Raw genomic sequence first — 13432 nt, 5'->3', positions numbered from 1 at the left:
GTATGGCTGTCCAGATGCAACAGCGCCATCATCCATCCATGTCTTGCACCAGGTGATGCTGCTCACATTTTTGATGGACCCGTTGCAATCTCCGTATGTCGTCATCGCCGTTGATTTTCTGAATGCATAAAAAGTGTAATCGATAACACCTTAATTTATGTTTTTTATTCCTTAATAATCATAAACTTAAATAGAGTTCATTATTGTTTGTTTAGTAATTAAATGCTTTGTTTATGTAATAATTACAATTATGTGAGTTGCATCATGTCAGTGCTGGCTTGAATCTTTCTATAATCCACCCCGGCTAGTGAAAGCGCTTTCCCTCTGGATTGGTGAGCGTTCATCAAGATAACAATGCAACAGTGGAATAAAGGAATGACTATGAAAGTGAAGCTACTGACTACATCCGTTGCCCTGGCACTGTCAATGACAGCATTTAGTTCTAATGCTGTTGATTTTTCTGGTTATTTTCGATCCGGCGTAGGTGTGTCCCAAGATGGGGATATGCAAACCGGCAATCAGAGCCTTGTCGGACGCCTGGGTAACGAAAGTGATACCTATACCGAAATTGGTATTGGTCAGGAGGTTTACAACAAGGACGGCAAGGTTTTCTACGTTGACAGCATGTTCAGCATGCAGAGCAATGGTTCCAATGATTATGAAAGCACGGCAACTGTCTGTGACTTTGATAAAAAGCAGTGCAGTGAAGATGCGACATTTGCCCTGCGTCAATTCAATGTGAAAGCCAAGGGGCTGATCTCTGCTGCCCCCGATGCTGTGGTCTGGGCGGGCAAGCGCTTCTATCAGCGCCACGATCTTCACATCATCGATACCAAATACTGGAATATCTCGGGTGCAGGTGCCGGTATTGAAAACCTCAAGGCGGGTCCGGGTGCATTCTCGCTGGCGTGGATCCGCTCTGATGGCAACGATATCGATAACTCGATTGTCGACAATGATCTGAACGTCAACTTCCTGGATCTGCGGTATGCCGGCTGGGCACCCTGGGAAGGGGCCTGGACTGAGGCGGGCGTCAGCTATGCCATGCCCAATCCGACCGATGAGCAGAAAGCCACAGGTGGCAAGTACGATCCCGAGAACGGTGTCATGTTGACGGCAGAAATGAGTCAGTATTTTGCTGGCAGCGGCATCAACGAGAAGCTGGTGCTGCAGTATGCGAACAAGGGGCTTGCCCAGAACATGATCTCCCAAGGGGGCGGTTGGTATGACGTTTGGCAACTCACTGATGACGCCAAGGGTTACCGGGTGATCCTGACCGGTGATATTCCCCTGGGTGACAAGTTCTCTGTCAACCATGTCTTTACCTATGGTAAGGGTGAAAAACTGCAGGAATGGCACGACAACACTGAGTTGTTCAGTGCAGTGGCTCGTGGCGGTTATGCCTGGACCGATATCATGAAGACGCTGGTTGAAGCCGGTACATATGAAAGCACCAAGACCTGGACCAGTGGTTCTGAAGACAAGTCCAGTGGTCAAAAATACACCCTGGCGCAGGCCTGGTCTGCCGGCCCCAGCATGTTTGCCCGCCCAGAGATCCGTGTGTTTGCCAGCTACCTGAAAGATGGTGAAGGCGAGTCATTCAATGGGGGGGAAGATGACAGCACCTGGAACTTCGGGGTACAGGCCGAAGCCTGGTGGTAAGCGCCACACAGGTTGAACAATCAGGGAGCCATTGGCTCCCTTTTTTGTCCCGGACAAGGAGATCGCCGATGGGTTGGAAGGGGTGGCAACCGTTGTTGGGAGCCATGTTGCTGATGAGTGCATCGTCCATGAGCAAGGAGGGGGAACCCATGATTATCGGGGCGGATGTCTCCCATTTACCGCAGCTGGAAGCGGCCGGTGCCCGTTTTTATGATGGTGCGCGGCCAGAAGACTTGCTGGTTATCCTCAAGCGTCATGGGATAAATGCCATTCGTATCAAGGTCTGGAATGAGCCCGGCGAGCATGATCGCTTCCCGGCGGATCAGAGCGGGGTTGAGGGGTATAACAACCCGGATCATGTGATTGCTCTGGCCAGGCGGGCCCATCGGATGGGATTCAGGATCATGCTGGACTTCCACTACAGCGACTGGTGGGCCGATCCAGGCAAGCAGCATATGCCGGTTGCCTGGCGTGACAAGTCCGTGGCTGTGGTCAGCGAGCGGCTCTATCAATTTACTCACCAGCTGATGAGCCGTTTGCAAAGGGAGGGGATCACCCCGGCCTGGGTTCAGGTGGGCAATGAGATCTCCAATGGCATGATGTGGCCGCTGGGGCGTTTGCCTCACTGGGATAATCTGGCCCTGTTTCTTACCGCAGGCGCTCGCGCCGTCAAGGCAGTGTCACCCTCGAGCCAAGTCATACTGCATCTGGATGCGGGTGGCGATAACGTGCGTTGTCGTCACTGGTTCGAAGAGATCCTCGTCCGCAAGGTTCCCTTCGATGTGATGGGACTCTCTTATTACCCGGTGTGGCATGGCGCCATGAGGGATTTGGCTCGCAACATGGTTGACCTTAGCAGCCGTTTTTCCCGTCCTGTTATCGTGGTTGAAACGGCTTACCCCTGGACACAGGGCAATGGGGATCAGCAGCAAAACATCTACACCCATACCGGACCAGAGACCTATCCGATGACCCCGGTGGGGCAGCGCGACTTCCTGTGGCAGTTGCTGCGCGAGATCCATGGTGTACCGCAGGGGCGAGGGTTAGGTTTCTTCTACTGGGAGCCCGAGTTCATTGCGGTAGCGGGGGCTGGTTGGAAGCGGGGGGCGGGGAATGAGTGGGATAATGTGACCCTGTTTGATGCCGATGGCCGAGCTTTACCGGCGCTCAGATCCTTGGCTCTGGCGGTGAGATCGGTGACGAAAAAAGAGTAAGGCTTGTTTGAAGCGCAGGGGGATGCCAAGAGATCCCCCTGCTATCAGTGGTGATGTTGCGATCAGTTTTGCAGGAACGCATCCATGGCATAGGTGGGTTTGCCACCTTGATCCATCAGGCCGAGCGAGTAATTCTGCCAGCCGTTATGGCTCTGGGGTTCCCAGTAGAAGACGCCCAATCCCTTGTTGTCCGGGATCCATTTCATCTTGTTGAGCAGGTCGACCAGGGTGTCGTAGCTGTTTTTCGGATCATCCCAGGGCATGCCCACCTCCACTATCATTACCTCCTTGCCATGGCGGCTGACCATATCGGCAAGGTTGTCATAGCAACGGTTGTTCATGGAGAACCAATCGCCATTGCCGGTCTGGGTGGGGTAGATGGATGCGCCGATCACATCCCACTTGGCGCCATTGGCCTTGAGGCCGTCAAACATCCAGCGGTAAAGGGCATTGTTCTCGCAGTTGGCGAGATGGACTATCACCTTGGTCGACTTGTTGACGGCCTTGACGGCGTCATAACCACTGTTGATCAGCCAGGCAAAATTGCGCATGTTGGCCGATGCCTTGCCGTCATCCCACAGCATGCCATTGTTGGTCTCGTTGCCAACTTGTACCCATTTTGGCGTGATGCCGGCCTGCTTCAGGGCGACGAGCGAGTTGTAGGTATGCCAGTAGACGTTGGACATCAACTGCTCGAAGGTATAGCCCTGCCAGGTGGCCGGTTTGGTCTGTTTACCCGGGTCGGCCCAGCTGTCGCTGTAGTGAAAGTCGATCATGATATCGAGGCCCGCCGCCTTGGCCCGTTTGGCTTTGGCGATGACATCGTTGAGGCTATTCCAGCCTCCGGCCGGATTGACCCAGACCCGCAGCCGGATGGCGTTGATGCCGTGCTGCTTCAGGGTGAGCAACAAATCTTGCTGCTTGCCACTGTCGTTGTAAAACCTGTAGCCGGACTGCTCCATCTGGGTTAGCCAGCTGACGTCAGCTCCCTTGACCATGGCAGTACTTTCTGACGGGTAGAGCATGCTGGCGCCAAGCACCAGAGCACTGATCAAGCTCAGTTTCATCCTTATTTCTCCGTAATTGAAAAGGGGTCGGGCTCATGGCTGAACCCGGGGCAGGGGGGAAGGTTGTAGGGCAATCGCCTGCCTGGATGCGCCATGGCCATGGCACATCCAGGCAGGTGCTGGGCAAACGTAATATGGGCCGGAGACGGCCCATGGGAGCGTTACTGCGCCTTGCTCACCGTCAGCTGGATGCTGGCGGGATCGCGGCGATCCAGGGTAAAGAGGTAGGCCCCATCCTCGAGGGGGGTGAACTTCATGTCGCTCCACTGGTAACCGGCCTTGACGATGACTGGCTTGCCGGCTTCCACCTTGCTGGCGGGGTCGAACTGGCCGTAGGTGGTATCACTCTTCCACTTCTCATCGGCAATCTTGAATTTGTAGGCGCCGTGGCTGGCTTGCAGGCTGGTGGTGACGGTGAGCAGATCAGGTTGACTCTGGACCAGTTGCTGGGCGGCCGGGGCCTCCCAGTTGTTCATCTCCCCGCGCAGGAAGAGAGGACGAGTCTGCGCCGTATCGGCCTCGGCGGCCCAGACTGGATGAAGGCAACCAAGCAGGGTAGCGGCCAGGAGCGTGTGTTTGAGCATTGTCGTTTCCTTGTGTTGTGTCTCAGTGGCGCCGGCCGGTGTCGACCGGCAATAGGTTACAGGCTGAATCGTTGTACCAGCGTGAGCTGCTGTTGTGAGAGCTGTTGCAACTGACTGCTGGTGTGGGCAACGCGGGTCAGCATCTCCTGGTTATCGTCGGAGATGCTGTTGATATTGTTCATGTTGCTGGCAATTTCTTGACTGGTGTTCTGCTGTTGCTGGGCAGCAATGGCGATCTGGATGCTGAGATCCGCCACCTGTTGCAGCGAGCTGGCGAGGTGGATGAAGGTGTGACGGGATTGTTCGCTGTCATCGGCGCAAAGTGCCATCACATCGGTGCAGCCACTTATGGTGGTGACGGCCCTGTGCACGCTCTGCTGTAGCGCCGTGATCATCGCCTGAATGGTGGTGGTGGATTCTGTGGTGTGCTTGGCCAGCTGGCGTACCTCGTCTGCCACTACGGCAAAGCCTCTGCCCTGTTCTCCGGCTCTTGCTGCCTCAATGGCGGCGTTGAGTGCCAGCAGGTTGGTCTGTTCCGCAATCCGGCTGATGAATTCCAGAATGCTGCCTATGTTGTTGCCCAGCCCGTGGACCTCCTCGACGATGCGGCGCGAATCCGCCAGACGATGGGAGAGCTGGGTCATGCGCGTCAGGGTGTTTTCACTCATGGTGCTGGCGGAACGGGCTTGCGTCGACACCTCCTTGATCGTTTGCTGGGCATGTCCGGCGCTCTCTGCCACATCGCGTACCGTGTGCTCCATCTCGAGCATGGCGCTGGCAACACTGGCCGTTTCACTGCGCTGCTGCTCCAGTTGCCGCTGCGCATTGAGCTGGGCACACTGGTTCTGGTTGGCCATCTCCCCCAGCGAGCTGGCGGCCATCACAATTTGCCCCAGCATGTTGCTCATCTCCTGGGCGAGGGCATTGATCCCCTTGGCCAGTTGACCGAATTCATCCTGTTGCCGATGGCTGATGCGCCTTGTCATATCACCCCGACTCAGGGCTTCGAGCACCGTCAGGGTCTGCTTGATGGGGGTTCGGATGGAGTGAATGATGCGCCAGAGCACCAGTGCGCTGACGGCCAGCGACAGCAGCAGACCGACAAACAGCAGGGATTGCAGCTGGCTCAGGATCTGTTTGCTGCTCTGTACTCGCTTGGCAAGCTGGGTATCGATACTGTTGTCGATCTCCGCCAGCTCACCCAGCACCGAGTCGATGATACGGGTGGCCTGAGTGCTCTGGTTGCGCAGTTGATCGCTCTCTTGTGCCAGGCGAAGGTGGGTTGCCAGCAAACCTGCGTTGCCTGCGCTCTGTTGTACAACCCGGTCAAACAGGGTGCCCACCGACTGCTCCAGATCGATCTTGCCGCCAAAGGCGCTCTCCTGCTTGAGCAGTTCTGCCGCCAGTGTCTGGCGTTGGCGCTGGATAGCCTTGCTGAGTGTCTGGTTGCTGGTCAGTTGCCCCGCAATACGGGCCGCATCCTGCAGCTTCATCGCCGCCTGTGTATTGGTGAATAACAGCTCCAGCTGGTTGACCAGCGCATTCTTGAGTCCGGCTGTGTAGTGGGCGCCCAGTGTTTCAACCAGCATGGCGAGATCTCCCTGCAGGCGCTTGTTGTCACGGGTCAGGGAGGTGTCTTCTGTCAGGATCTGCTGGCTCTTCAGGTTGGCGGCACAGCTGTCAACAATCTGGGTTGCAAGCTGCCAATAGGTCGTCTGCTGCTCGGTGAGGGCATGGATGCGGCTGATCATGGCCGGGTGGTGCGAGGCCTTGTTGCCAAGCAGTGCCAAGTCCTGTTCAAACGCCTGCTGCCAGCGTGCAAGCTCGGCTCGTCCCTTGCTGACGTCATCGCTCGCCTGCAGGGTGAGCAGGCCACGCAGCGCCTTGTCTTGCATAAACAAGTCTTTGGTCACCGAGCGACTTTGAACCAGAGTGGGAGCAACCTCGCCAGTCAGGATGTCGACCTGCATGGCCAGCTGGTTGCCTGCTCGTAACGAGACCATTACGGCTAGAACCAGCAGAGTGATGATCAGACCAAAGCCCAATATCAGGCGCTGGATGATGGATATCTGTGGTATTGGTATTTTCATTGGTATCGCTTACATACTGAGAGTGACATGGCTGACCGTCGATGAGGATCACCAATATGGTATTCTTAGCCAGCTTTATCAGGAGGTTGGTGAGTGTGAGTCATACTTCACGACGCTTTATAGAGGCGTGTCTTTGTACTAAAATTCACTGATTTTGTGTAATGTTTCACTATTTGTGGTTATTGTTACACCGCCATGGTGCTCAACCAAATAGGATTTAAACAGGGTTGAGAGCCGGCTCTCATTTCGCTGGTATTTTGTGCTGCAGGAAGGGAGTGCTTTGGGTCTGAGGTTAAGGGTGAGCGGCAGGGCATGGGATCAGGGAAGAAAAAAGCCCCCGGTATTGGCGGGGGCAAATCTGGCATGGATAAAAGCGGGTGTAGAGAAGGCAGAGGGGTTAGCGGCTGATCCGGGTGCCATCGGCGGCAAAGACAAGGCAGTGCTCAGGTGAGAAGAAAACATCGAGCTGCTGGTACGGTTTGAAGGCATTGTCACCGGGCAGCAGCAGCTTGAAGCCGTCGATGCCACAGCATTGGCCGAACAGATAAGTACTGTTGCCAAGGCGCTCAACCACTTCACAGGTGAAGGAGAGATGGATGCCATCACCGCCAGGAACCAGGTGCTCTGGCCTCAGGCCCAATGTGATAGTACTGCCAGCTGCCAGCTCGTTGGTGATGATGGGCAGGGTGATGGTTCTTTGCTCTGACAGTGCGAGCTCCAACTGGCTGGGAGACCAGCTAATGACCTGGGCTGGCAGGAAATTCATCTTGGGTGAACCGATAAAGCCGGCCACAAACTGATTGACTGGTTTGTAATAGAGATCCATGGGTGAGCCGACTTGCTCCACCTTGCCGTAGTTCATCACGACTATCTTGTCTGCCAGTGTCATGGCCTCGATCTGGTCATGAGTGACATAAATCATGGTGGTTTTCAGCTCCTGGTGCAGCTTGGCGATATGCAGGCGCATCTCGACCCTCAGTTCGGCATCCAGGTTGGAGAGGGGCTCATCAAACAGGAACACCTTGGGGTTGCGCACTATGGCACGACCAATGGCAACCCGCTGCCGTTGTCCCCCCGAGAGCTGTTTTGGTTTGCGGTCAAGAAGATGGGAGAGTTGCAGCGTCTTGGCAACCATGCCGACCTGATGCTGGATCTGATCCTTGGGCACTCCGTTCACCTTCAATCCATAACCCATGTTTTCAGCCACAGTCATGTGGGGATAGAGGGCATAGGACTGGAATACCATGGCGACGCCACGGTGGGCAGGGGCAACATCGTTGACCACAGTGCCCCCGATGGCGATATGGCCGTCGGAGATCTCTTCCAGACCGGCGATCATTCTCAGCAAGGTTGATTTGCCACAACCTGAGGGGCCGACAAAAACGGTGAATTCACCATCTTCTACCTCCAGATCCACATTGTGCAGTGTCACGTTGGTGCCGAAACGCTTGACAACACTGTTCAGACTGATACTCGCCATACTGCTAACTCCTTGATTATAAATCCAATCTGTCATGATGCTCGATGTCGTTTGTGACACGGGGAACACATCAGGAACCAGACATAAACAGCCGGAAACCCGCTTCGCGACGACTGCATACATCACTTGTGGCGGGAATATAACAGTGGAGTGTAACCGCTTGCACAAAATGCTGTTTCTTTTGTGTATGAGATCACAACCTTTGCATATGCTGCTGGTAGATATGACGTGCTCCGCTTACCGTAATTACATTCGGTGTAACCGTTACCCTTGTGGCGGCCCTCTCGGGTGAGTTCATGGAGGAATGGCCTGGTGAGGTGTACCGGGAAAGCATACCGGATCTCATGGTAAAGAACTGAAAGTGGATTATTAATCAATTAGTTATGTAATTTGTCGCGTTTTTTGGCAACGCAGCCTGCAACCCTTGCTGAGATTGTGTAGTGGCTTGGTAGACAGAGAGTCATACCCGTGTGATTGGAAAGAGTGAAATTATTACACACATTGGTTTGATGCACGGCAAAAAACACGACGGAACAATCATTTTCGCTTGAACAGGGACAAGGATAAAAGATGAAAATCAATAAGTTAACAGCAGTGATTATGTTGTCATTGGGGGCGGGCAGCCTGTTGAGCCATGGGGTGATGGCGGCAGAGGGTGAGCTGCTGGTGTGGGAAGACATCAAGAAGTCCAATGGCATTGAAGATGCGATCAAGGCATTCGAAGCCCAGTACAAGGTGAAAGTGAAGATCCAGGAGATGCCATATGCGCAGCAAATCGAGAAGCTGCGGCTGGATGGCCCGGCAGGCATAGGTCCCGATGTACTGGTCATTCCCCATGATCAGGTCGGTGGTGCCGTGGTGCAGGGGCTGCTGTCCGAACTCAAGGTGGATGCCAAGTACATGGACAGCTTTACCAAGCCCGCCGTGGACGCGCAGACCTATGAAGGCAAGTTGTACGGTATTCCTAAAGCGGTCGAGACCATAGTGCTGGTGTATAACAAGGACATACTGCCAAAAGCACCGGAAACCTTCGATGACTTGATCAAAGTTTCCAAAGAGCAGCGCGCCGCCAATAAATATGGTCTGCTAGCCAAATTTGACGAGATTTATTACTCATATGGCGTCGTTGCCGGTATGGGGGGATATATTTTCGGCCAGAATGCCAATGGTTCCCTGAATGTGAACGATATCGGGCTGGCCAATCAGGGGACGATTGATGCGGTCACCTTCCTCAAATCGTTCTACGCGGATGGCTTGTTCCCGGCAGGGATCGTCGGTGAGACAGGTGCCAATGCCATCGACTCGCTGTTTACCGAGAAAAAAGCTGCTGCCGTTATTACAGGCCCCTGGGCATTCAAACCTTACCAGGACGCCGGCGTGAATTATGGGGTGGCACCACTGCCCACTCTGCCAAATGGCGAGCACATGCGATCTTTCCTTGGGGTAAAGGGATACAGCGTCTCTACTTATTCCATTCAGAAGGAGTTGGCTCAACAATTCATCGAATTTATCAACCAGCCTGAATACGCCAAAATTCGTTTTGAGAAGACAGGTGAGATTCCACCCGTCAAGTCACTGATTGATGATCCGGTTATCAAGGGGGATGAGAAAGCAAGGGCCGTTGCCATCCAGGCAGGTTATGCCGTTCCCATGCCAAGTGTACCGGAAATGCAAGAAGTATGGACGCCCTCCAATAGCGCTCTGCAATTGAGCGTGACCGGCAAGCAAGATGTCAAGGCTGCCCTGAATGGTGCCGTTAAAACCATCAATATGCAGATTGAGGCAAACCACGCAAACCGGGATTAACGATACGCAGGCGTTACGCCTTGCCTGCATGGGTAGTATTAAGCTGCTTGATGCTACCCATGTTTCTTTAAGGATAGGAGGTATATTGTGGTTGTCGATTCCAGCGAAATCGCACAGGTTGGTTTAAAAACCCAGCACGCCAAGATTGCGGCATTATTATCGCTGATCCCGGGCTTTGGTCAGTTTTATAACAAGCAGTTTATCAAAGGTGCGCTGTTTTTTATCGTCATGTCTTGTTTCCTTGGCGTATTCAATGACTTTTTACAACAAGGATTTTGGGGGCTATTTACGCTGGGGACCGAGTTGCCAAGAGATAACTCGGTGTTTCTGCTGGCTAAAGGGGTGATCAGTGTCTTGATCGCGACGTTTGGTGTCGGTATCTATTACTGGGGGCTCCGCGATGCTTATCTCTGTGGTGAAAAGCGGGATCAGGGCTATGCATTATCTGGTATCAGAAAACAATATCAGCTTTTGTTGAGTGAAGGTTTCCCTTATCTGATGATCACCCCGGGTTTTATTCTGCTGGTGTTCGTGGTGGTCTTTCCTATTATTTTTGGTTTTTCTATTGCCTTTACCAACTACGATTTGTATCACACGCCACCGGCCAAGCTGGTTGACTGGGTTGGGCTGAAAAACTTCTTTAATATATTTCGTCTGGATTTGTGGCGTTCCACCTTGCTGGACGTATTGCAGTGGACAGTGATTTGGACCCTGATTGCGACCACATTGCAATGTTCGGTTGGTGTCCTGTTGGCGATCCTGGTCAATCAGAAAGACCTCAGGTTTAAAGCGCTCATTCGCACCATTTTGATATTACCATGGGCAGTGCCCGGTTTTGTCACCATTCTGGTTTTTGCCGGCATGTTCAATGAAACCTTTGGTGTGATCAATAATGGCATTCTGGCGTCATTAGGTATTGAGCCCAAGCAGTGGATGACGGATCCTTTCTGGACTAAAACGGCATTGATCCTGATGCAAACCTGGTTGGGTTTCCCGTTTGTTTTCGCCATGACCACTGGCGTATTGCAGGCTATTCCGGACGATTTGTATGAAGCGGCTACCATAGACGGTGCCAGCACATGGCACAAATTGACCACGATTACCTTGCCGTTGGTACTATATTCGATTGCGCCGATCCTGATTACCCAATACACCTTCAATTTTAATAACTTCAACATTATTTATCTGTTCAATAACGGTGGCCCGGCTGTAATTGGATCCAATGCGGGTGGTACGGATATTCTGGTCTCCTGGATTTACAAATTGACCATGTCCTCCTCTCAATATTCCATCGCGGCCAGCATTACGATTTTGCTGTCCATCTTCGTAGTTGGTATCGCACTGTGGCAATTCCGTGCAACCAACTCCTTCAAGCAAGATGATATGGCCTAAGGAAAGCTGGAATATGAGTGTCAAACACAGTGTTAAAAAGAGTAACTTTATTCGGCTGGGCATCAGTTATGTGCTGCTGTTGATGGTCGCGGTGATCATCATCTATCCACTTATCTGGACTGTGGGGGCTTCCCTTAATCCGGGCAGCAGCCTGCTCAATACCTCGATCATGCCTGACAATCTGTCGTTCCTGCATTACCAGGAGCTGTTTGATGGCCGGATTGATTATGCCGCCTGGTATTGGAACTCCATGAAGATCAGCTTCCTGACCATGGTGCTCACCTTGATCAGCGTCAGCTTTACCGCCTATGCATTCTCCCGCTTCCGCTTTCGCGGTCGCCAGAATGGACTGATGCTGTTTCTGTTGCTGCAGATGGTGCCCCAGTTCTCGGCCCTGATCGCCATCTTCGTACTGGCGCAGATGCTGGGTCTGATCAACAGCCATCTGGCGCTGGTGCTGGTTTATGTGGGGGGCATGATCCCCATGAACACCTATCTGATGAAAGGCTATCTGGATGCCATCCCAAAAGATCTGGATGAATCTGCACGGATGGATGGTGCGGGCAACTTCCGGATCTTCATCGAGATCATCATGCCCCTCTCCAAACCCATCATAGCGGTGGTGGCCCTCTTCTCTTTTACCGGCCCGCTCGGTGATTTCATCCTGGCCAGTACCATCTTGCGTACCCCGGATCAATTCACCCTGCCCATCGGGCTCTATAACCTGGTCGCCCAGAAGATGGGGGCCAGTTACACCACCTATGCGGCCGGTGCCGTGCTCATCGCCGTGCCCGTCGCCATTCTTTATCTCTCACTGCAGAAGTACTTTGTTTCCGGCCTGACCGCAGGCGGAACCAAGGGCTAATCACACAGGACCTCAACGATGAAATTAAAAAACAGTTTGTTGGTGGCGGCCATGCTGGCCACTGGATTGACCATGATGGCCCCCTCGGTTCTGGCGGCTGAAACGGTGCAGATCCAGCCGGTCAAGGTGGCGGCTGACTTTATCAAGGGTGCGGATGTCTCCATGTTGGCCGAGGTGGAAAAGCACGGTGGCAAGTTCTTTGATGAGCATGGCAATCCGCAGGATGCCATGGCCATCCTGAAGGAGAATGGCTTCAACTATATCCGCCTGCGGTTATGGGTCGACCCCAAGGATGCTGATGGCAAGCGTTATGGTGGCGGCAACAATGATCTGGCGACCACCATAGAGCTTGCCAAGCGGGCCAAGGCCAATGGCATGAAGTTCCTGCTGGATTATCACTACAGCGATTTCTGGACGGATCCGGCCCGGCAGAACAAGCCCAAGGCATGGGCCAGCATGAATATCGACCAGCTGACCGAGGCTGTCTATCAACACACCAAAACCACCATGGATGCCTTTGCCAAAGCCGGTGTGTTGCCGGATATGGTGCAGGTGGGCAACGAGATCAACGGTGGCATGCTGTGGCCGGAAGGCAAGAGCTGGGGCCAGAATGGGGGAGAATTCGACCGTCTGGCGGGTCTGCTGAATGCGGGGATCAAGGCAGTCAAAGAGCATGGGGATCAGATAAAAATCATGCTTCACCTGGCGGAGGGGACCAAGAATGACACCTTCATCTGGTGGTTTGACGAGATAACCAAGCGCAAGGTGCCGTTCGATATCATAGGTCTCTCTTACTACATCTACTGGAACGGCCCCATGAATGCCCTCCAGTACAACATGGATGACATCAGCAAGCGCTATGACAAGGATCTGATCGTGGTCGAGGCGGCTTACGGCTATACCACAGCCAACTGCGATAACGCCGAAAACAACTTCACCTCGAAAGAGGCGGATGACGCCGGGTATCCCGCCACGGTGCAGGGGCAGGCCAATTATCTCCATGATCTGTTACAGGTAGTCACCAAGGTGCCGGAAGGGCGCGGCAAGGGGGTCTTCTACTGGGAGCCGGCCTGGTTGCCGACACAGGGCGCCACCTGGGCCACCAAGGCCGGCATGAAATACAACAGTGATGACTGGAAAGAGGGCAATGCCCGCGAGAATCAGTCGCTGTTCGATTGCCAGGGCAAGGTGTTGCCTTCCATCAAGGCGTTCAACTAGTCACCCATGATCGGCGGGCCTGTGTGCCCGTCGGCGATGATGTCCATTATATGG

The 13432-nt window shown here is 53.6% G+C and carries 10 protein-coding genes; 6 read left to right on the top strand and 4 right to left on the bottom strand.

Annotated elements, in window-relative coordinates; all coding sequences use genetic code 11:
• Positions 1–375 precede the first annotated feature (375 nt).
• The gene (locus ONZ54_RS13040; protein ID WP_096118574.1) at positions 376–1662 is read left to right on the top strand and encodes a maltoporin; all 1287 of its coding nucleotides are present in this window, start codon (positions 376–378) and stop codon (positions 1660–1662) included.
• 68 nt (positions 1663–1730) lie between these two features.
• A complete protein-coding gene (locus ONZ54_RS13035; RefSeq protein ID WP_005310842.1) occupies positions 1731–2876 on the top strand; it encodes a glycoside hydrolase family 53 protein in 1146 nt (381 codons plus the stop codon).
• Between the two features lie 62 nt (positions 2877–2938).
• Here ONZ54_RS13035 and ONZ54_RS13030 read toward each other — a convergent pair whose 3' ends face one another.
• The 4 genes from ONZ54_RS13030 to ONZ54_RS13015 all read right to left on the bottom strand — a co-directional run bounded on the left by ONZ54_RS13030 (position 2939) and on the right by ONZ54_RS13015 (position 8097).
• Positions 2939–3943, bottom strand: coding sequence for a glycoside hydrolase family 53 protein (locus ONZ54_RS13030; RefSeq protein ID WP_271786365.1), 1005 nt, complete (start codon positions 3941–3943; stop codon positions 2939–2941).
• A 161-nt stretch (positions 3944–4104) separates the two neighbouring features.
• Positions 4105–4527, bottom strand: coding sequence for an early set domain-containing protein (locus ONZ54_RS13025; RefSeq protein ID WP_059112380.1), 423 nt, complete (start codon positions 4525–4527; stop codon positions 4105–4107).
• 56 nt (positions 4528–4583) lie between these two features.
• Complete coding sequence (locus ONZ54_RS13020; RefSeq protein ID WP_271786364.1) at positions 4584–6617, bottom strand: methyl-accepting chemotaxis protein; 2034 nt, start codon at positions 6615–6617, stop codon at positions 4584–4586.
• Between the two features lie 397 nt (positions 6618–7014).
• Positions 7015–8097, bottom strand: a complete 1083-nt coding sequence (locus ONZ54_RS13015; protein WP_017412380.1) for an ABC transporter ATP-binding protein — start codon at positions 8095–8097, stop codon at positions 7015–7017.
• Between the two features lie 570 nt (positions 8098–8667).
• Between ONZ54_RS13015 and ONZ54_RS13010 the strand changes: the two genes are divergently transcribed.
• The 4 genes from ONZ54_RS13010 to ONZ54_RS12995 all read left to right on the top strand — a co-directional run bounded on the left by ONZ54_RS13010 (position 8668) and on the right by ONZ54_RS12995 (position 13378).
• Positions 8668–9903 carry an extracellular solute-binding protein gene (locus ONZ54_RS13010; RefSeq protein ID WP_271786363.1) on the top strand — a complete coding sequence of 412 codons (1236 nt, stop codon included), beginning with the start codon at positions 8668–8670 and terminating at the stop codon, positions 9901–9903.
• Between the two features lie 87 nt (positions 9904–9990).
• Complete coding sequence (locus ONZ54_RS13005) at positions 9991–11295, top strand: carbohydrate ABC transporter permease (protein ID WP_059112375.1); 1305 nt, start codon at positions 9991–9993, stop codon at positions 11293–11295.
• A gap of 13 nt (positions 11296–11308) precedes the next feature.
• A complete protein-coding gene (locus ONZ54_RS13000; protein ID WP_059112374.1) occupies positions 11309–12160 on the top strand; it encodes a sugar ABC transporter permease in 852 nt (283 codons plus the stop codon).
• 18 nt (positions 12161–12178) lie between these two features.
• Positions 12179–13378 carry a glycoside hydrolase family 53 protein gene (locus ONZ54_RS12995; RefSeq protein ID WP_271786362.1) on the top strand — a complete coding sequence of 400 codons (1200 nt, stop codon included), beginning with the start codon at positions 12179–12181 and terminating at the stop codon, positions 13376–13378.
• Positions 13379–13432 lie beyond the last annotated feature (54 nt).

Source organism: Aeromonas salmonicida (genome assembly GCF_028355655.1).
GTDB classification, from domain to species: domain Bacteria; phylum Pseudomonadota; class Gammaproteobacteria; order Enterobacterales; family Aeromonadaceae; genus Aeromonas; species Aeromonas salmonicida.
The sequence above is the reverse complement of the archived record's forward strand: the minus strand, read 5'-3'. Positions and strand labels throughout refer to the sequence as shown.

What these genes read in the sequence shown, in the direction of transcription:
- ONZ54_RS13020 (WP_271786364.1), bottom strand. Translation starts at nt 6,617, where the DNA reads ATGAAAATACCAATACCACAGATATCCATCATCCAGCGCCTGATATTG.
- ONZ54_RS13030 (WP_271786365.1), bottom strand. Translation starts at nt 3,943, where the DNA reads ATGAAACTGAGCTTGATCAGTGCTCTGGTGCTTGGCGCCAGCATGCTC.
- ONZ54_RS13040 (WP_096118574.1), top strand. Translation starts at nt 376, where the DNA reads ATGACTATGAAAGTGAAGCTACTGACTACATCCGTTGCCCTGGCACTG.
- ONZ54_RS13025 (WP_059112380.1), bottom strand. Translation starts at nt 4,527, where the DNA reads ATGCTCAAACACACGCTCCTGGCCGCTACCCTGCTTGGTTGCCTTCAT.
- ONZ54_RS12995 (WP_271786362.1), top strand. Translation starts at nt 12,179, where the DNA reads ATGAAATTAAAAAACAGTTTGTTGGTGGCGGCCATGCTGGCCACTGGA.
- ONZ54_RS13010 (WP_271786363.1), top strand. Translation starts at nt 8,668, where the DNA reads ATGAAAATCAATAAGTTAACAGCAGTGATTATGTTGTCATTGGGGGCG.
- ONZ54_RS13015 (WP_017412380.1), bottom strand. Translation starts at nt 8,097, where the DNA reads ATGGCGAGTATCAGTCTGAACAGTGTTGTCAAGCGTTTCGGCACCAAC.
- ONZ54_RS13000 (WP_059112374.1), top strand. Translation starts at nt 11,309, where the DNA reads ATGAGTGTCAAACACAGTGTTAAAAAGAGTAACTTTATTCGGCTGGGC.
- ONZ54_RS13035 (WP_005310842.1), top strand. Translation starts at nt 1,731, where the DNA reads ATGGGTTGGAAGGGGTGGCAACCGTTGTTGGGAGCCATGTTGCTGATG.